Source organism: Chitinophaga sp. CB10, from assembly GCA_001870995.2.
In the GTDB taxonomy this organism is placed as follows: Bacteria; Bacteroidota; Bacteroidia; order Chitinophagales; family Chitinophagaceae; genus Chitinophaga.
The window spans coordinates 406,063-425,787 of sequence record MLAV02000001.1 but is presented as its reverse complement, the minus strand read 5'-3'; the positions used below and the strand labels follow the sequence as shown (position 1 = coordinate 425,787).

Annotated in this window: 16 protein-coding genes; 3 read left to right on the top strand and 13 right to left on the bottom strand. The window is 52.6% G+C overall.

Annotated elements, in window-relative coordinates:
• Nucleotides 1-8: 8 nt before the first annotated feature.
• The 4 genes from BOC67_RS01740 to BOC67_RS01725 all read right to left on the bottom strand — a co-directional run bounded on the left by BOC67_RS01740 (nucleotide 9) and on the right by BOC67_RS01725 (nucleotide 5,205).
• Nucleotides 9-731: a methyltransferase gene (locus BOC67_RS01740; RefSeq protein ID WP_291906614.1), complete on the bottom strand. Its 723-nt coding sequence runs from the start codon at nucleotides 729-731 to the stop codon at nucleotides 9-11.
• 32 nt (nucleotides 732-763) lie between these two features.
• The gene (locus BOC67_RS01735) at nucleotides 764-2,860 is read right to left on the bottom strand and encodes an alpha-L-fucosidase (RefSeq protein WP_291906612.1); all 2,097 of its coding nucleotides are present in this window, start codon (nucleotides 2,858-2,860) and stop codon (nucleotides 764-766) included.
• 68 nt (nucleotides 2,861-2,928) lie between these two features.
• Nucleotides 2,929-3,933 (bottom strand): tRNA (adenosine(37)-N6)-threonylcarbamoyltransferase complex transferase subunit TsaD, encoded by a 1,005-nt coding sequence (gene tsaD, locus BOC67_RS01730; RefSeq protein WP_291906610.1) that lies wholly within the window; start codon nucleotides 3,931-3,933, stop codon nucleotides 2,929-2,931.
• Between the two features lie 18 nt (nucleotides 3,934-3,951).
• Nucleotides 3,952-5,205 carry an ABC transporter permease gene (locus BOC67_RS01725; RefSeq protein ID WP_291906608.1) on the bottom strand — a complete coding sequence of 418 codons (1,254 nt, stop codon included), beginning with the start codon at nucleotides 5,203-5,205 and terminating at the stop codon, nucleotides 3,952-3,954.
• A gap of 104 nt (nucleotides 5,206-5,309) precedes the next feature.
• On the opposite strand from BOC67_RS01725, the gene BOC67_RS01720 reads away from it, so the two are divergent.
• On the top strand, nucleotides 5,310-6,893 hold the full coding sequence (locus tag BOC67_RS01720) for a peptide chain release factor 3 (RefSeq protein ID WP_291906606.1): 1,584 nt from the start codon (nucleotides 5,310-5,312) through the stop codon (nucleotides 6,891-6,893).
• Between the two features lie 69 nt (nucleotides 6,894-6,962).
• Here the strand turns inward: BOC67_RS01720 and BOC67_RS01715 are convergent, their stop codons facing one another.
• The 5 genes from BOC67_RS01715 to BOC67_RS01695 all read right to left on the bottom strand — a co-directional run bounded on the left by BOC67_RS01715 (nucleotide 6,963) and on the right by BOC67_RS01695 (nucleotide 10,373).
• Nucleotides 6,963-7,457: a DUF6265 family protein gene (locus BOC67_RS01715; protein WP_291906603.1), complete on the bottom strand. Its 495-nt coding sequence runs from the start codon at nucleotides 7,455-7,457 to the stop codon at nucleotides 6,963-6,965.
• Between the two features lie 559 nt (nucleotides 7,458-8,016).
• Nucleotides 8,017-8,292: a hypothetical protein gene (locus BOC67_RS01710; RefSeq protein WP_291906601.1), complete on the bottom strand. Its 276-nt coding sequence runs from the start codon at nucleotides 8,290-8,292 to the stop codon at nucleotides 8,017-8,019.
• A 262-nt stretch (nucleotides 8,293-8,554) separates the two neighbouring features.
• The gene (locus BOC67_RS01705) at nucleotides 8,555-9,376 is read right to left on the bottom strand and encodes a DUF6089 family protein (RefSeq protein WP_291906599.1); all 822 of its coding nucleotides are present in this window, start codon (nucleotides 9,374-9,376) and stop codon (nucleotides 8,555-8,557) included.
• Nucleotides 9,377-9,594: 218 nt separating this feature from the next.
• Nucleotides 9,595-9,939, bottom strand: a complete 345-nt coding sequence (locus BOC67_RS01700; protein WP_291906598.1) for a DsrE family protein — start codon at nucleotides 9,937-9,939, stop codon at nucleotides 9,595-9,597.
• Nucleotides 9,940-10,094: 155 nt separating this feature from the next.
• Nucleotides 10,095-10,373: a hypothetical protein gene (locus BOC67_RS01695; RefSeq protein WP_291906597.1), complete on the bottom strand. Its 279-nt coding sequence runs from the start codon at nucleotides 10,371-10,373 to the stop codon at nucleotides 10,095-10,097.
• 459 nt (nucleotides 10,374-10,832) lie between these two features.
• Here BOC67_RS01695 and BOC67_RS01690 point away from each other — a divergent pair, with 459 nt between their 5' ends.
• On the top strand, nucleotides 10,833-11,759 hold the full coding sequence (locus tag BOC67_RS01690; RefSeq protein WP_291906596.1) for a helix-turn-helix transcriptional regulator: 927 nt from the start codon (nucleotides 10,833-10,835) through the stop codon (nucleotides 11,757-11,759).
• Nucleotide 11,760: 1 nt separating this feature from the next.
• Here the strand turns inward: BOC67_RS01690 and BOC67_RS01685 are convergent, their stop codons facing one another.
• On the bottom strand, nucleotides 11,761-12,867 hold the full coding sequence (locus BOC67_RS01685) for a family 20 glycosylhydrolase (RefSeq protein ID WP_291906594.1): 1,107 nt from the start codon (nucleotides 12,865-12,867) through the stop codon (nucleotides 11,761-11,763).
• Between the two features lie 134 nt (nucleotides 12,868-13,001).
• Here BOC67_RS01685 and BOC67_RS01680 point away from each other — a divergent pair, with 134 nt between their 5' ends.
• Nucleotides 13,002-14,090 (top strand): AI-2E family transporter, encoded by a 1,089-nt coding sequence (locus BOC67_RS01680; RefSeq protein WP_291906593.1) that lies wholly within the window; start codon nucleotides 13,002-13,004, stop codon nucleotides 14,088-14,090.
• Between the two features lie 88 nt (nucleotides 14,091-14,178).
• Here the strand turns inward: BOC67_RS01680 and BOC67_RS01675 are convergent, their stop codons facing one another.
• From BOC67_RS01675 to BOC67_RS01665, 3 genes are read right to left on the bottom strand one after another with little or no spacing between them, the layout of a single operon-like run.
• Entirely contained in the window at nucleotides 14,179-17,289 is a 3,111-nt protein-coding gene (locus BOC67_RS01675; protein WP_291906592.1) for a CusA/CzcA family heavy metal efflux RND transporter, read from the bottom strand.
• 30 nt (nucleotides 17,290-17,319) lie between these two features.
• A complete protein-coding gene (locus BOC67_RS01670) occupies nucleotides 17,320-18,426 on the bottom strand; it encodes an efflux RND transporter periplasmic adaptor subunit (RefSeq protein WP_291906590.1) in 1,107 nt (368 codons plus the stop codon).
• 9 nt (nucleotides 18,427-18,435) lie between these two features.
• Nucleotides 18,436-19,716, bottom strand: a complete 1,281-nt coding sequence (locus BOC67_RS01665; protein ID WP_291906589.1) for a TolC family protein — start codon at nucleotides 19,714-19,716, stop codon at nucleotides 18,436-18,438.
• Between the last annotated feature and the right edge of the window lie 9 nt (nucleotides 19,717-19,725).

Sequence of the window (19,725 nt, the reverse complement as noted above, 5' to 3'; positions counted from 1 at the left end):
TGCCCGCCCTATAATTTCAGGTAATATGGTTTCAGTAAATCTATAAATGCAGCAGTGTATTGCTGCTGCTCATCGCGTATAGCCATCTCCGTTATAACCGGTTCGCTGCCGGCTGATGAAAATATCCCGACAGCCCGGAAATAGCCATGGTTGACACTCTGCCGCACCTCCAGCAACCGGTGCAGTCTAAACCCTTTTTCCGCTGCCAGGGCACGTAACTCCTGGAACTCCGCATAAGGCAACAATACCGAAAAGGAAGCCCCCCGCTTCAGATGCCGCTCAATTGAGGAGATCAGCTCCCCGTAACCCAGGCTGGTAGCGTGCATGGCCTTATCCTTCTGCTGGTTCCCGCTTTTCAGGGCGGATTCATAAAATGGCGGATTCGTAATTATAAAATCAAACGCTTCGGCCGCCGGCAATGCGCGTATATCCGCCTCCTGTACCGTCAGGCGCTCCTTCCAGGGGCTCGCAGCGAAGTTCTCCCTCGCCTGCAACACCGCGCCGGGGTCCAGCTCTACCGCGGTAATCTCCGCCGGGTGCGACTGCGCCAGCATCAGGCTCAGTAAGCCCGTACCCGTCCCGATCTCCAGTATGCGCTTTACGGCATAGCCATGCCCCGCCAGGTACCGCGCGGTGAAAGCTCCCTGCAAACAGGCGTCTGTACAGACTTTCATCGCGCAGTGTTCCTGGTGGACGGTGAATTGTTTAAACTGGAAATACGTATTGGCCATGCCGTTATTTTGCCTGCAAATATAAGGAGAGATCAGGCATCCGCAGATTCCGGTGTGGCGATACAGCCTTCGCATCCCGTATGGTAATGCGCTGCACCCCGCTGCCTCCCTTCACTTCCAGCGTCGTAGGCAGCTCGTATAACTGCTGCGGCACATGACGGTTGATCGCCCAGTGCAGCTCTTTGGCAAACCGGGTATAAAGTTTTACCACCAGCTGGTTCTTTCCTTTTTTTCAACGTTACCAGCAGCACTTCTGACTGCGTGCCGCCCCGCTCGGGGTTGTTATGGATCAGCTGCTCCTCGCCGTTTATAAACACCTGGATACCGTCCCCGCTGGTGAAGCCGAGCAGGTAACTGCCATCCTTCGGCGCCGTCACCTCCTGCAAAATGTAATAGTTCGTGCTACGGCCGCCAGGGAAAGTGTGCAGCGAATCATTGTTGAAATCCGGCTGCAAAGTCCAGGACTGCCTGCCCGCAAAAGGCTTGGTTACATCCACATCATGCAGGTCCGCCGCGCTGCCGCCAATACCGCCACGCATAGCGCCCGTCGTGTACACCGGCCCCCATTGCAGTATGGCCAGCTCGTTTTTCAAAGGCACTACCCTGCCGCCGGTCAATGCCAGTTCATGGGTGGCGCCGTTGAGGTCCAGCGCTACCGTACGGTCCTTTTCCGCCTCGCTGTAGCGCAGGGTTATTTTTTTATTTTGGGGAGAAGTAAAAGCCCACGTTGCTCCCACTTCGCTTCTATAATAACTTTCATAGTCCGCCCCCGAAAAGCTGAATAATGCTACTGAATTACTACGATCCAACATTACCGGCGCTTTCAGCAGGTGCGCCGGTGTAATATCCAGCGCGCCTTCATAATGCACGGCCAGTACCGGGATGTGCAACCCCGCTACGGCGGACGGCGGCAATTGAATATGCCAGCCTGCAGCATCTGCGTGCACTTTCGCTTCCACTGGCTTATTACCCGCTACCAGTCGTACGCCGGTTATTTTGTTATGTAATCCGGGGAGAAGAATATGGCCATCGGCAGGGGCATTTAAAATGTGCAGGAACAATTGCCCCTTTTTAGCGGTCACTTCGCCCCATGCAAACGTAGTGTCAAACGGATTCGGACCCGCCCCATAAATAGCTTCGCCATTTTGCTGCAACCAGGCGCCATTCAACAGCAGCACCTCCTTCTCAAAGTCCACCACGGAACCATCGCCGCGGGGGCCGATGTTCAGCAGGTAGTTACCTCCCCTGCTCACTACCTTAATGAGGCCACGGAGCTTTTCATCCGCCTTGTCCGCCGCCTTCCCATGCTGCTGCCAGGAACGGTACCCCCATGTTTCGTCATACACCGAGGCAGGTGTTTGCCAGGGCGAGGCAATTTTATAATCAGGGTACTGGTTATCTCCCATTACACAAAAATCCCCGGCATCGTTACCGAGCCGGCCGCTCACCATACAGTCGGGCTGCAGGGAATGCACCAGCGTTGCCAGCTCCCGGCTTTGCTGCGGCGTGAGCGAACCCATATCGAACCAGATTTCTGACACCGGCCCATAGTTGGTCATCAGCTCCCTGACCTGTTGCAGGTTGTAGGCATGATGCTCCGGCGTAATGGGATCGCTGTTGCTGCTGCTGATAGGATAGGCCTGCGGAAAATGCCAGTCGATCAGCGAGAAGTACAGCCCGAACTTCAGTCCATGCCGCTTGCAGGCTGCCGCCAGCTCCTGCAGGACGTCCCGCTTGTAAGGCGTAGCGTCTGCCACGTTATAATCAGTATAAGCGGATTTAAACATACAGAAACCGTCGTGGTGCTTGGAGGTGATCACCACCGACTTCATACCGGCCGCTTTGGCCAGCAGTACTATGGAATCCGGATTCCACTGCGCAGGGTTGAAACGTTTGGCTACATCGGCATACACGTCGCTGTAAATGCCTGCATGCGATTGTATCTGTTCACTGTATCCACGGGTTACCGGCTTGCCTTCCCATACGCCGCCCAGCGTGCTGTAGATAGCGCCCCAGTGGATAAACAGGGAATACTTCTGATCTTTCCATGCAGTGAGCGCATCCGGCTGTTGCGCGCGGACGCCCGTTGCGCTTAACAGCAGCAACGCAACAATAATTTTCTTCATCATTCAAACGAATTGGCTATAACGAGCTTCCAATATAGCGCTAAATCGTTAAAGTATGGCGGGGAATTGGATCAAAACGCCGCTCTGGCCGTAGGCACCGCATCCAGGGACGCAAAATCTCCTGCCAGGTACTTGTAATACGCCGTAATCGCAATCATACCGGCATTATCCGTACAGTACTCAAATTTGGGAATGAACGTCCGCCAGTGATGCTGCTGCCCATACTCCTCCAACGCCGCGCGCAGGCCGCTGTTGGCGCTCACGCCGCCGGCAATGGCCACATCCCGCACGCCGGTTTCCTCCGCTGCCTTCACCAGCTTGTTCAGCAAAATACTGATGATGCGGTGTTGAATGGAGGCGCAGATGTCGGCCAGGTTGTTTTGAATGAAATCAGGATCCTGTTGCTGGTTTTCCTGTAAAAAATAAAGGATGGAAGTTTTCAGGCCGCTGAAGCTGAAATTCAGCCCCGGGATGCGCGGCTCCGGGAATTTAAAGCGATGGGGATTACCCTCTTTCGCGTATTTATCGATCAGCGGACCACCGGGATACGGCAGGCCGAGTAATTTGGCGCTCTTATCAAAAGCCTCGCCGGCAGCGTCGTCCAGCGTTTCGCCAATCACCCGCATTTTCAGCGGACTCTCACACAGCACAATCTGCGTGTGGCCACCGGAAACGGTCAGGCAAAGGAATGGGAAATCAGGCTTAGGATCATCAATGAAATTGGCCAGTACGTGGGCCTGCATATGATGCACGCCTATCAGCGGTATGTTCAGCGCCATAGCCATGGATTTGGCAAAGCAGGTACCTACCAGCAGGGACCCTATCAGCCCCGGCGACTGCGTAAATGCAATGGCGCTCAGCTCTTCCTTCTTAACACCCGCCATCTGCAACGCTACGTCTACTACAGGAATTATGTTTTCCTGGTGGGCGCGACTCGCCAGCTCCGGCACCACGCCCCCGTATTCTTCATGTACTTTCTGATTGGCAATGCGATTGGATAACACCTTCCCGTCCACTATCACTGCCGCCCCGGTATCATCGCAAGATGATTCTATTGCTAATATTTTCACTGACATAAGCGGCAAAATTACAAATTAATTGCTTCTTATCGCCACCACCGGATCCAGGTTGCTCGCGCTATACGCCGGGATAAACCCTGAAATAACCCCTACCCCTGCGCTCAGGCTCAATCCGAATATAATATTCCCAAGGGACATGTATAACTGGAACGTGCTCACGGCCGAAATAATCGTTGCCAGTATGAATACCAGCAGCAAGCCGATCAGCCCCCCGATCAGGCACAGTACCACCGCCTCCAGCAGGAACTCCGCCAGGATCACCTGCCGCTTGGCGCCTATCGCCTTTTTCAGGCCAATGATATTGGTGCGCTCCTTCACCGTCACAAACATGATGTTGGCAATCCCGAAACCGCCCACCAGCAAAGCAAAGCCCGCAATCAGGATACCACCGGCGTTAATGGCGGAGAATATGGAGTTCAGGTTTTCGTTGGCAGAAGTAATTTCATTCAAGGCAAAATCATCTTCCTCCGTTGGGCGAAGGCGGTGCGCAGCGCGCATCACAGAACGGATTTCGTCCTTCAGCTGATCCAGGGATACGTTGGGTTTCGCTTTAACCAGCATATACGGACTACCATTGCGGCGCTCGTCTACCAGGGTACGGCCGAATTTATACGGGATGATAATGGCATTGTCGTAATTCGGCCCGCCGATCATACTCTCCCCTTTCTTCTTCATCACACCCACTACTTTCACATCCCGGCCCATCAGCTTCACCGTCTTGCCCACTGCCGCCTCTGCAGCGCCAAAGAGCCCTTCCCAGATGGTAGCGCCCAGGATGCCCACCGGCGTGCCGCTGTTGCTCTCCGAATTGGCGAAATAACGCCCATCAATGATCGCCAGTTGCTGAATCTGGTTGAAGTCGTGCGTAACAGCCATCATAGTCACGCCGTCCATGTAATCATCCCCCAGCTCCAGCCGCCGGCCGCTCACATCAAAGTCGAACGATACAAAGCTGGCGCCCTGCACCTTTTCCTGTATCAGCCGCAGTTCTTTATACTCCGGCTCCGGGCGGTTCATGTATTTCCACCAGGGATACTCTCCCCCGCCGCCCCAGGGCCACTTCTGCACGTAAATAACATCGTCGCCCAGTTCGCTCAAACTGTTACGCACATTGCGTTCCAGGCTGCTGGTAAGGGTAAACACAGAGATAATACAGAATATACCGATAGTTATACCTAACAGCGAGAGGAAAGTACGCAGCTTGTTCACCCGCAATTCCTGCACGGCCATTTTTAAACTATTCCATAAAATTTTCAGGGTAGCAATCATATTTCAAATTTAGTGGATTTATTTGCAGATTACCACCCGGTAAACACTAAATATAGCCGGATAAAAAATTTAGTTACCTTTGCTGCCATTTTTCGGACATAAATATGAAGTACGCTAACGAGATTAATAAAAGAAAATCCTTCGCCATCATCGCCCACCCGGATGCCGGTAAGACCACGCTGACAGAGAAATTCCTCCTGTTCGGCGGGGCTATCCAGACGGCCGGCGCGGTGAAATCCAATAAAATCAAGAAACATACTACCTCCGACTTCATGGAGATAGAAAGGCAGAGGGGTATCTCGGTGGCCACGTCTGTTATGACCTTTGAATACCGCGACGTACTGGTGAACCTCCTGGATACGCCAGGTCACAAGGACTTCGCGGAAGATACCTACCGCACCCTCACCGCAGTAGACAGCGTGGTGCTGGTTATCGACTGCGTTAAAGGGGTGGAAACCCAGACGGAAGCCCTCATGGAAGTATGCCGCATGCGCGATACGCCCGTGATCATCTACGTCAACAAAATGGACCGCGACGGTAAAAACCCCTTCGACCTGCTGGACGAACTGGAAGAAAAACTTTCCATCCGGGTACGCCCGCTCAGCTGGCCTATCAACATGGGTAAGGATTTCAAAGGGGTGTATAACCTTTACAATAAAAGCCTGGTAAACTTCCTGCCGAATAAAAAAGCTACGGACGATGATGTGGTAGCCCTGGCCGACCTGAGCGACCGCTACGTGGACGAGCACTTCAACGAGAAAGATGCCGCACAGCTCCGCAACGATGTGGAACTGATCGAAGGTGTTTACGATCCGTTCGATAAAGAGGCTTACCTCCAAGGCAAGCTGGCGCCGGTTTTCTTCGGCTCCGCGGTGAACAACTTCGGGGTGAAGGACCTCCTGGATACCTTCGTCGAAATTGCCCCCGCTCCCCGCAACCGCGAGAGCAGCACCCGCGAGATCGATGTGAACGAGGATAAATTCAGTGGCTTCATCTTTAAAATTCACGCCAACCTGGATCCCCGCCACCGCGACCGTATCGCCTTCCTCCGCGTTTGCTCCGGTAAATTTGAAAGGAATAAATTCTATAAACACGTACGCCTCGATAAGGATGTGCGTTTCAGCAACCCTTACAGCTTCCTCGCCCGCGAAAAGAACGTGGTAGACGACGCCTACCCTGGCGACGTAGTGGGCCTGTTCGATACCGGGAACTTCAAAATCGGCGATACCCTCACCGAAGGGGAGAAATTCTTCTTTACCGGCATCCCCAGCTTCTCTCCGGAGCTGTTCAAGGAGCTGGTGAACAAGGATCCGATGAAGACCAAACAACTGGAAAAAGGTATCCGCCAGCTGACGGACGAAGGTGTGGCCCAGCTGTTTACCCAGCATGGCGGTAACCGCAAAATCATCGGTTGCGTGGGCGACCTGCAATTTGAAGTTATCCAGTACCGCCTCCTGCAGGAGTACGGCGCTGCCTGCCAGTTCAACACCCTGCCTTACTTCAAAGCCTGCTGGATCACCGGCCCTAAAAACAAAATCGAGGATTTCATCCGCTTCAAGTCCTCCAACATCGTGGAAGACAAGGACGGACACCTGGTGTACCTCGCGGAATCCGAATGGTACCTGAACACGGAAAGGGCTAACAATCCGGATATCCAGTTCAACTTCAGTTCCGAAATACACAAATAATACAAAGGAATTTATACAAGAAAAGCGAAGTCATATCCTGACTTCGCTTTTCTTTTTATGGGGGAGATATTATTTATTGTATTTAAAAATGTATTCCTCCACCGTCCCGTCCCGCGTGCCCTGCACCCTTGCTTCCAAAACGGTCGGCGTTGAAAACCGGTACGTTACCTTCTGGGGAAAATCGTTTTGCAGGTCTTCTGCCACAAAGCCGATCGGCTTGAGTACCCTTACTTTCAGCTTCAGCGGCGCCAGCGTTTCATGGCCGGTATAAACGGGCATAAAGTAAATGGCATCTCCCTGCTTCACCAGGTTGATGGATTGCTGCAGGGAACTATCGCCTTCGGCTACACGCCAGGTGCGGCCGTACCAGGTGGAATCATTGACCTGCTGCCATTGCTCCACCACGGAGCCTTTACGGGTATTCATCACCCAGGTGCCCTGCAATTTTTTCAGGTAAGGAAAGTCCTTCACGCTCGCCTGCGCGCTGGCCGCCTGCCCCGCGCCTGCCATGGCCATAAATAACACCGTTAGCCGGATATATGAGAAAAGTGATTTGTCTTGCATATGCTTAAGGATAGGTACAAATGTAACCATCCCCGGCAGGAATAAAAAATGCCACCCGTTTATGGCGGGTGGCATTTCAATGTTTCATCTTTCAGTTATCAATTAACGATGGTAACTCCTGCATGGAAAACCGCTCTGGGTCGAGGTGCAGGCACTGGTACCGGCACAACTGCCACTGGCGGCGGCGGAGGCACTGGTACATAATAAGCTGGCCGGTAGTATCTCGGCCTGTCATAAATCACTACACGGCGTGGTCCGCAATCATCATAACGGCGGTAGTCGCAGTGGCGGCGGTCATACCTCTCGTATGATTTGTAATGACCGTAACCATGCCCCCTGCCGTGGCCTCGTTGCGCATAGGTGGTGAGTACAGCTCCACCCATCAACACTGTCAGAAGGATTAGTTTTTTCATTTTTTTGGTTTTTAGTTCAAGATTGGCTGGTACAAATTATTACCGGTGTTAATCAGGCGCTGTGCTTTGTTTCATTCATCCTGCCGGCGGCATATACTCCGTTGGAATTGATCATGACAGCGTTGGCGTATCGATAATGATTGTGTTTATGAATATATGAAAATGGTTTTGGCGGCTTTGGTGGTTTCGGTGGGCGCGGAGGCCGTGGTGGTACGTGATGGTGTACCGGTGGCTTTGGCGGCGCCGGTGGCCGGTGTGCCGGATGAGGCGGCCTTGGAGGCCGTGGCGGCAACGGCGGCGGCGGTAAATGCTTTGGAGCCGGTGGCCTTGGTGGCGGTGGTGGCAATTGAGCGCTGCTCGTGTTTATTGTGCCGGCCATCACCATCATTGCTGCTAAGGCGAATATCTTTTTCATGGCACATGGTTTTTGGTGATTAAGACAGGTGGTTGCGCACCAACTTACTACTTCCGTTTGAATCTTACTCCTCTCCGCGATTCGTATTTTTTCCACCTGGTGCAAGCTGGTGGCTGCATTTTTACCTGTTTAAACAGATAAATTCAACATCTGTGCCAAAAAAAATCCCCCGCAGCCAGGGCGGAGGATTGAAAGGTATATTTGGACTTTATTGGGGACGGAAATCAGGGAATTATCCCGCCCAAACGCCGTGCCAGTGTAGTTCTTGATTAGAAGCGCGGACAACGGGTCGCATTCACCCTGCCCCACGGATTACCGCCATTGCCCAGGCGGTAGGTAATGGTAAAACCAGTAAAGCCGTACCAGTCCTTATACTTGTCGGAGCCTCTCTTGGCGCCATCTACCGGGTAAGTGCCCGGCGTGAATTTACCCGCTTCATCGCCACGGTAGGCCATATCCACGGAAGCCTGCCCGCGGTAAGCCAGCAGCGTGTTCTGATCTACGTAGGTCTTGCTCACATCGTCCAGGTAGTCCGTTATCGTTGGGCGGAAGCCTACTTCAAAGCCCAGCGTCCAGCGGTCGCTCAGCAACGCCTTGAAACCAACGCCGAACGGAATGGAAACGGTGAACATATCATACGGGAGGCGATCCGGGTATTGCGGTAAGCCCTGCCCTTCCGTACCGAGGCGGCGCAGGCGCACCCAGTTGCCTGACTGGTCTTTGGCCTGAGGATCAAAGCCAAAACCGGCAATACCTGCAAACACATAAGGCGTAAAACCCTTTTCGTCTATATCCAGGAAGTTTAATTCTCCAATGAGCGCAAATTCGATAATGCGACTGCGGAAGCTGAGGTTACGCGCCACAAGTGCCGAGTTGGCATTCGTGCTGTCCGCCCCTGCCGCCACGCCATACGTAATGGCGCCCCGGAGAGAAAAATAACGATTGAAATCTTTTCTGACTAAAATGCCCAACGCCGGGCGGGTGTACTTCAGGTCTACCTTCTTTTCCACGAGATCTCCACTGTAATTGCTGATTCCCAGAAATGCGCCGACGTGCCAGTCCTGCGCCATGCTGAAAAATGGGATTGCCAAGAATAACAATAGTATTCCGGTAGATTTTTTGATTTTCAAGGTGTCAGTTTTTAAGAGGTTAGTCCGGTATAAATGAATAATCTATATAACGCAATTTGCGCTCGTTTTATTTGCTGCACAAGTACGAATCGTGTAGCTATCCACGTTACGCCGAACAAATATTAATATTTAAAATGTAAAAATAAACTAATAATACAATTCCTCCATAAAGAAATCCGTTAACATCTGATATAAGCCCAACCTTCCTGTTGCCGCTCCACCAAATGCCCCACTCCCGCCGGCACTATCTTTACAAATGGCAATAACTGCGATTCCGTTACCTGGTGACTGTTCATCGTATTCCTGCAAATCAGCCACTCCACCTTATCATGCGCCAGCTCCCGCACCCCGGCCTCCGTTTCCGTACCCCCGGTCAGCAATGGCCAGGCCCCTCCATGCACCACTACTTCCACCCTGGGCGCTATCCCCTTCCCGGCCGCATACCGCAACAGGTTACGGACCTGCCCCAACATCGCACGATGCGCCTCCTCTTCCACTGATGTAATCTGAAATACAACTTGCATATTGTAAATATAACAATACCAATCAAATATGAAATAAATAAATATTTCAATTTTGAAAAAAAATGGAAAGCGCTACCTGCTTAACAGCAGTAACGCCAAAGAGGTTGTATCAGGAATGAAGAAAATGGATCGGGGGAATAAAAACAGCAAAGGACTCACAACTCTTTTCGCGCCTGCCTCAATTCAAACAACGTAGCATCCAGCTGCGCCTGCAGCGCACGGCACTTCTCCGTCGCTTCGTTTATGCGATGCCGGTAGGTCGCCTCCTTTATTTCCGACTGCAATAAACTGACGTTGGCTACCTGTAACTGCCTGCCCAGCTTACCCAACATCAGCCAGCCTAAATATACCAGGGAGCAAAGCACCACCACCAGCATACCAATGGCCAGCAACAGGGACACGCTGACGCCCGCCGGCATCGTTATCCTGCCCATGGCAAAGGCGTTGCGACAGGCGCAACCCCAAAACAGGATTGATAGGACAAATACCTTAATGGAGTTAAGAAAACGTACCGGCGCACGCATACAACGCGCCGCCGTAAATACCTTGTTGCGATTGCTTTTGGCTTCCATGACAATCAGAAATGACAGGTTATTTTTCAGGCTACCCTTCAATAAATAGGACCAGGATGTACCGAAGTGGTTGCTCCCCTAAAAATATCCATTCTCCGGCAATTCCATTTGTCCATTTCAGCTTTTTTTAAGCGAGATTGAAAAAATATTTTCCGCGCCAGCGCAGGGATTAAGCGGAAATTCATTGATAATCAATTTGATCATCATATGATCAAAATAATAATTAGAATAAAAAAATATTTTGTCTAAATTGTACTATTCATGTACACAATAGGACCAGATTGTACCATTAATCCCGTGAAATAACCTTAAAAGGTTGCTATGAAAAAGACATCCACTCAAACAAAAGAGCAACTGGAAGCGCTTGCACTACAAGGCCTGTGCTTCGCCGATGACAACGTAGGAGAACCATTCAGTATTAAAGAAGTATCGGAGCGGCTGGGCATGTCCTACTCCTATTTTTACCACACCTTCGTATCTGTAATAGGAGAACCTTTCTGGCATTATGTGAAAAGACACCGGCTCGAACTGGCGGCAGGGCTGCTCCGGCACAGCGGCTATAATATCAATGAGATCAGCGAACTGTGTGGCTACGCCACCACCGCGGCACTCAGCAAAGCTTTCAAGCAACACTTCCGCGAAAGCCCCATGCAGTTCCGCAAAATACAGGTGCTGCCCAATGAAAAGCGCACGCTCGACATCGCAGTAACCATTACCCACAGCGGCGGAGGTACGCCCCTGAGCAGCTTTTTCAATATAGAACGTTGCGAAAAAGTTACCATCCCCGACACGGTCCTCTACTACTCCCTCATCTCCCGCGGGCAAAACCCCGTCGCGGAAATGGTGGCCAAAATGACCCACTTCCTCGGGTTGTTCCATAAAATGCAAACGCTGTACGATATCCCCAACAGCCGCATCATCACCGGTACGCTGGATTCCGTACCGGTTACGGACTATGAAAAACTAAGCATGTACGCAGGCATCGCCATCCCGGCCTGCGACCTCAAAACGCGCATCCAGCTGGAAGGCCATTACCATTACCTGCTCAAAAAACGCATCCAGGGCGGCACCTACCTCCGCTTGCCGCTGCCGATGGATTGGGCCACCGCCGGCATTCCCATGTACGAATTCATCAGCCGCAATTGCAAGGAAGGAATATTCAAAATGAGCGGTAATCATTTCTTCATATCCCTTTCCTTTGCCAACTATTGCGAAATCTTTATTCCTACTTTAAGGAAGCATTACTAAATCATCTTGCTGCCACAGGAAATATTGCCTTAAAGCAATTGGTAGCCGTATTGTTCGCCGGCGTTTCCCCTGCTTTCGGCTGCTTCACGCCATAGAACTCATCCAGGAAGGAACCTGCATCCGACCATACGGTTTGCATCATGCCCTGGAAACGCGGCTTCATCTCCGCCGTGGCAGCACTGCGGTAATCGTACATGTCCTTCAGCTGCGCCGTCGCATTGTTCGGCATCCGCCACGGACAAGTGATTACGCTCAATCCTTTCATGGCAAAATAGACCGGCGTTTTATCCGGACGCTCATAATGCCAGTCGCACACCATGATGTCCTTCGGCACCAGGTCCACCGCGCGATGCGTGTTGTTCATGCTGCCTTCCCACATACCAATGCCGGTGGTCTTACCGTCGATCAACCTGTCGCCCCAAATCCACAGCTGGCGGCCTTTTTCAGCCAGGTGATTGCGTATCTTCCATACCTCGCCGGCGTAGAGCTCCGCTTTATCCCGGCCACCGCAACGGGGGCACTTCTCCTCCCCGATGTAAAACACCTCGTCCATCCCCGCATGAAACGCATTCGTTTCAAAGGCATCGCATACTTCATCCACCAGCTCAAACACCACCTTGTGCACGCCCGGGTGCAGCGGGCAATAGCTTTTGCAATACAGCCCGTCCGCATTCGGCCAGGCGTACTTTTCCGGCATCTTCACCCAGGGCGTTTCGTCGAAGTCAGGATACACCCGCAACAGGTTGGATAGCTGCCCCGCCCAGGACTGATGCCCCAGCAGGTTGATCTGCGGGATCAGCCGGATCTGGTGCTGCCGGCAGGCTGCTACCAGCTGCTTTACCTGCGCGTTGCTCAGCGCATCCCTGTCCCGCAACTCCGGATGCGAAACATACTGGTAGTTGAAATCCACCCGCAGCACCAGCGTGTTAATGTGCCGGGGCGCCAGCTCCTCGTTGATAAATTTGATAAATGATGCCAACCTTCCCGTGGTTGGCGCCGCAATACAGAAGCCTCTTACAGGCAGGGAGTCAATACTGTCCGTGGTTTTCGTTTGTGCAGATCCGTTCAGTACAAATAGTAATAAGATAAAGGCTGATAAACTTTTCATGTAAAAAAGGGTTTTATTCACGTAGCGCACAAAATAGGAATTGAAAGTTTCATTCCTATGCCGTTCGCGGAATTGCTAATTTCTTAATGCAAAAGATGTTGATTTTTAATATATTTGAATAAATACTATTCTGCATGAACGAGTTAAAACTGCCCTTTTACGCTAAGCTGGCCTTTACGTTATTATCGCTGGTACTCATTGTCATGATAGCGCGGACAGGGAGCGAAATCATCATACCGTTATTGTTTGCGCTCCTGATTTCGATTATGCTGTTGCCCGTAGCCTCGCTCCTGGAGCGCTGGCGCTTTCCCCGGGGCCTCGCAGCCTTCACTTCCCTGCTGTTGTTCATCATCTTCCTCCTGGTCATCATCATGGTGCTGACCAAACAAATGCAGGCCTTTATTTCCGACCTCCCCCAGCTGGAAACCAAGCTGATGAACACCGTCAGCTCCCTCCAAAACTGGGTGAACGTGCAGTTCCATATCGACAGCAGCACGCAAATGGACTACCTCGAAAAACTGGCCATGGGCACACTCGGCACCGCCACCAGCTTCGTCAGCTCCACGCTGCTCTCCGTATCGTCCCTGATCATTTTCATTGTATTCGTACTGCTCTATACTTTCTTCATCATGCTGTACCGCAGGCTGCTCGTGAAGTTCCTCGTGGCGCTGTTCGCGGAAAAGCATAAGGAAACCCTGCTGGGCGCAGTAGAACGCACCCGCTCCATTATCAAAAGTTATGTAGGCGGCCTGATGATCGAAATGGTCATTGTTGCCGTACTTAACTGCACCGTGTTTGCCATCCTCGGCATCAAATACGCCGTACTCCTCGGCATGATGGCCGCCATCTTCAACATCATCCCCTACATCGGCATCTTCACGGCGCTGGTGCTGTGCATGGTGGTCACCCTGGCTACGGGCACGCCTATAGGCGCTTTGCAGGTGGGCATCGCCTTATTCCTCATTCACCTGATCGATAGCAACGTGCTGTTCCCAAGCATCGTAGGGCGACAAGTAAAGATCAATGCACTCGTGACCATCATCAGCGTGATTCTTGGCAATATGCTCTGGGGCGTACCGGGTATGTTCCTCGCCATTCCTGTGATTGCCATTGTAAAAATCCTCTGTGAAAGCGTCGATAATCTCCATCCATGGGCTATTTTGTTGGGGGAAGAAGATAAGCCCAAGCAGCTAAAATTTACCCGTCGTATCCTCAAAAAGTAAGATGCCATAAGGGCGGGATCAACCATCCCGCCCTTATAGCAAAAGCGTCTCCTTACCTTAGCTGCGCGCTGCCAACAGTACTCCTGGCCTATTTATTCACCACTCTCCTGTAAGACCAGTAAAACACCACGGGGAAAATAAACAGGTTAAAAAACGTATCCGTAATCAACCCGCCTATCACTACCCTCGCCAGCGGCCTGGCCGTTTCAGACCCAATACCCATGCTCGTTGCAGCCGGCAGCAGCCCGATGGCCGCCATCATCGCCGTCATGATCACCGGGCGTATGCGCGATTCCACACCGTTGTGGATGCCTGCCATCAATCCCGCATCGGATGCCTGCGGCAAGGTGCGAAGGTTATTTTTGAAACGCGACAATAATATCACCCCATTCTGCACGCAGATCCCGAACAAGGCAATAAATCCTATACCGGCGGATATACTGAAATTGGTGCCCGTCAGCCACAGGGAGAAGATACCGCCGATGATGGCAAACGGAACGTTCCCCAGTACCAGCAAGGCATCCTTGAACGTGCCGAATAAGATGAACAGGAAAAGGAAGATCAGCAGCAAACTGATTGGCACCACCTGCGCCAGCCGCTTCGTAGCGCGCTCCTGGTTCTCGAAATCGCCCGCCCATTCCAGCGTGTAGCCTTTAGGCAATTGTATCTGCGCAGCTACCTTCTGCTGGGCTTCAGCGATGGTACTGCCCAGGTCCCGCTCCCGCACGGAAAACTTGATAGCGCCATAACGCTGGTGCTTATCCCGGTAAATAATACTCGGCCCTACAATATGCCCGATGTCAGCAATCTCCTTCAGGGGAATTTTATTGCCCCGTATGGTAGGGATGATCAGGTTGCCAATAGCTGTTTCATCCTCCCTGAAGGATTCCGGGTAACGGATGCGCAAATCGAAATACTTTTCCCCTTCGTAGATCCGCGTGGCCGCCTTGCCGCCGATAGCCATTTCTATCACGGAGTTGGCATCTTCCGTGGTAACGCCATACAGCGCCATCTTCTGCTGGTCCAGGTTGATCCGCAACTCCGGCTGCCCCAGGTTGCGCAGGATACCCAGGTCCTCAATGCCCCGCACGGATTTGAGGATTTTCTCTATCTGCTCCTCCTTGTCCTCTATCACCTTAAAATCATCTCCGAATAACTTTACTACCAGGGAACCTTTCACCCCGGATACAGCTTCTTCCACGTTGTCCATAATAGGCTGGGAGAAGTTCAGGGTAATCCCCGGAATACCGCCCAGCTTATGCTGCATTTTATCAATGAGCTGCGCCTTCGTCAAACCGCTTTTCCATTCGCGCTGCGGGTAGATGTCCACATGCATTTCGATATTGTAAAAGCCGGTAGCATCCGTACCATCGTTGGGGCGGCCCGTTTGGGACATCACCTGCCGTACCTCCGGGAACTGCAGCAGCTTGCGCCGCATGTCGTTGGAGAGCTTCACGGATTCTTCCAGGGAAGTACTCAGCGGCCCTGTAGCGCGAATGTAGATAGCGCCTTCATTCAGCTGCGGCAAAAACTCCGTGCCTAAAAACCGGAAGCAGTACAACCCTGCGGCTAACACGGCCAATGACCCAAAAAAGACGAGGCGCCGCCTGTGGAAGGTAAAGTTGAATATCCGCAGCGTGATACGCTGCACCCATTCCAAAAAGTAATTTTTCTTCTCCCTGACATTCCTTTTTAACAATACGCTTGCCATGGCCGGCACCAGGGTGAAAGTCAGGATCAGCGCGCCCAGCAGGGCAAAGCCCAGCGTCCACGCCAGGGGGGAGAACATCTTGCCTTCCACTTTCTCGAACGTAAAGATGGGCAGCAACCCGGTGATGATGATCAGCTTCGCAAACAGGATGCCCTTGCCGTTTTCCATGCAGGCCTTGCGGATCATGCCCAGTTTGCTGAGCCGGTTGAAACGCTCCATGCCCACCTTATGCGCCCGGTGGTCCAGCATCACGAAAATCCCTTCCATCATTACAACGGCTCCATCGATGATAATCCCGAAATCGATCGCTCCCATCGATAAGAGGTTCGCGCTCATCCCCTTCAAACGCAGGCAGATAAAGGCAAAGAGCAATGCCAGCGGAATCACTACTGACACGATCACGGTAGTACGCCAGTCGGCCATAAAGAGGAATACAATCACCGTTACGAAGATGATCCCTTCCAGCATGTTATGCAACACTGTATGGGTACTGAATTCGATCAGGTCCTCGCGGTTATAGAACGGTTTGATCTTAACATCATCCGGGAGAATTTTTGTATTCAGCTCCGCAATTTTTTCCTTCAATGCAGTGATGACATTCGCAGGGTTTTCGCCTTTGCGCATCACCACGATGCCTTCCACCACGTCATGGTCCGCATCCCGGCCCACCTGGCCCAGGCGCGGCAGCGCGGCCACGCTCACATCCGCCACATCCTTCACCAGGATGGGGGTTCCATTGATATGATCTACGATGATATTGCCGATTTCGTCCGTATTGTTAAGGACGCCAATACCGCGTACTACATAGGCTTGTGCATTCCTGACAATGACGTCTCCCCCCACATTAATATTACTTTTGGTGAGCGCCTGGAACATTTCGCTGGCCGTAATATCGTACTGCACGGCCTTATCGGGGTTGATGGTCACCTGGTAGATTTTCACCTCCCCGCCAAAGCTCACAATATCCGCCACCCCGGACACCGCCAGGAGGTTGCGCTCCACCACCCAGTCCTGCAGCGTTTTCAGCTCCGCTACGGAACGCTTGCTGCTCTCCAGCGTGTACCGGTAAATTTCCCCCGTGGGCCCGTATGGCGGCTCTATTTCAGGGGATACGCCATCCGGCAGGTCCGCCGAAGTGATGTTGTTATTGATCTGCTGCCGGGCGAAAATATCATCTACTCCATCGTCGAAAATCACTTTCACTACAGAGAGGCCAAAGAGGGAGGAGCTACGTATATGCGTCTTTTGCTGCGCCCGGTTCATGGCAATCTCTATGGGCCGGGTCACAAATTTTTCCACTTCTTCCGCGCTGCGGCCCTGCCATTGGGTGATGATGGTAACGGAAGTATTGGTCACGTCCGGGAAGGCATCCACGCCAATCTGCTTGAAGCTCACATACCCCGCCACCGCCATGGCGGCCGCCGCAAAGAAGATAAAGTATTTATTGATCAGGGAGAAAGCCAGGACTTTCTTCAGGAATTTATTCATACGGTCGTCGTTAAAAAGTTGGACAATTCGTTATTGCTGGTCCTGCAGGGTTTCATAAATAAATACCTGCCGCGATGCAATGATCCTGTCGCCCGGCTGCAGCCCCGCCGTTACATAAGCCCGGCCTTCCACCGTGCTGGCCACCCGGATCTCCCGGATTTCCACGCCTGGCTTCTTATCCGTCAGCGCGAGTACAAAATATTTGTCCTTATCGAAGATGATGCCCCTGGATGGGATGCTGACGCTGTTCGTGTCCGAATGCCGCTGGGTTTTGATGCTCACAAACATCTCCGGCTTCAGCAGGTAACCCGGATTGTCAATCACCACGCGGGCTTTCATCACTTTATTTTCCGGGTCCAGCACATTGTAGATCTTTTCAATGCGGCCGGTGAAAGTTTTGTCCGGGTAGGATAAAGTACTCATCTCCACCTGGTCCCCTTCGCGGATGCCGGCAATGTCGGATTCAAACACATTGATGATGGCCCACACGTTGTGCAGGTCCGCCACGACGAAAATCGGATCGCTGTTATCCGGCCGCCACTGCATATTTTCCGCCGCGCGCTTGATGATCACGAAGCCGGGCACCGGCGCTTTTACCGCATAGGTGCTCTGATGCGCGCCGCCGTTGATATCCACGATGGCGCTGGATTTATGCCAGGCCGCAACGGCTTTGTCGTACTCGTTCCGCGCCGCTTCATATTCCTGTTGGGAGTTGAGGCCGCTCTTGTAAAAAGATTCCGCTACTTCCAGGTTCTTTTTCGCGGTTTGCATTTCCTTTTCGCTGATGGTTTGGTCCGCCGTGTAGGTGGCCATTTCGGGGCTTTTGATGAGGGCCAGCACCTGCCCTTTCTGTACATAATCCCCTGAGTGGACTTTCACATTCGTGACAATCCCGCTCACCATCGGGAAGATGCGGGCCATTTTATCCTCGTTGGCCGTGATCTTGCCGGTGAGCGAGATCTGGTGCTGCACCGGCGTAATGGCTGCGGTGTCCACTTCCAGGCGGCGCAGCAGGGAATCGCTCAGTTCCCAGTTTTGTTTTCGTATAGGCTCTACCGTGTTGCCGCAGGCGGTTATAGCAAGGAGGTATATGATAAAAACAGTTGCAGGCAGGTAATATCTGAATAGCTTTTGCATGGCGATGGTTTAAGGGTGAAAAATTTGCGCGCCGGTGGTGAAATTGATTTTTTCGAGGGCGCTGAGGCGACTGTAACGCAGCTCGTTCATCTTGAGTACGTTGCTGCGGTAGGCGTCATAGAGGTCAATGAATTCCAGCAGCCCGATGTTGTGCTGCCGGTAGTTCTTTTCTATTTCGCCCATCATGCGCTGGTAATCCTGTTCAAAGGCGGGATCTATATCCCCTGCCATTTGCTCCGTTTGCAGGGCTTCCCGGTAGCTGTTCATCACTTCGTGGGCCAGCTGCTCCTGCTGGCCTTCCAGCTGCAGCTTGCTGCTTTCCAGGGTGGCTTTGGCCGTGCGGATGTTGCCCTGGTTGCGGTTAAACAGCGGCAGGGGCATGGTGATGCCGAGGCCGTTGTAGTTCCGTTCAAAGTTCCCCTGCTTGTCGTACGAGAGCCCTACCTGTATGTCCGGCACGGCCATGGCCTTTTGCAGGCGCAGGTTGAGCGCATTGTAATGTACATTCTCGCCGGCCATTTTGAGGTCGAACCGGTTTTGCGTGGCCGTGTCCAGCAAGGCCTGGAAACTGTAGGCGGCCACCTTCGGCAGCGGCAGGGCTGCCGGCGCCTCCGGCAGGATGGTAACGGTGGGGGCTACACGAATCAGCAGCGCCAGGTCGGACTGGGTTTGCTGCACGGCCTGGCGCAGCTGTAGCTCGTCGTGCTGCAGGTCGTACAGCAGCGACTTCAGCCTGATTATCTCTTTCGGCGCGATGTGCCCCAGCTGCTGCTGTTGCTCAAACGCTTTCACCACCTGCTTCAAAAAAGCAATCTGGCTACCGTAGGTTTGCAGGGATTGTTGCTTGTAACAGAGGTCGTAAAAATTATCCGCCAGTTCGTACCGCAGGGTGCGGAGCAGGTCGTAGAACTGGTATTCGCTCAGCTTTACGCCGCTGCGGGCCAGCTGTATCTCTTTGTTCCGCTTGCCCGCCAGCTTGATCAGCTGCTGTAGCTGCAGGGTGTTTTGACTGTTATAACCGGGATCCAGCCATTTGCCGGTGGTATGATTGTACAGCGCGTTTTCAAAGGAGACCTGCGGGTTGTCGTATAGCCGTGCCGTTATGACCGCCGCTTTCGCGGAATCGATATTATAGCGCTGCGCCAGCAGGGGAATGTTTTGCTGCAGCAGCATGGCAGTGGCCTGCGGCAGGGTAAGCCGGAGCGTATCGGCGGACTGCCCGCTGGCCAGGCCCGCCGTCAGCCATTCATAGAAAATAAGTAATGCCCATACAGACAATCTTTTCATCATACTACAAGT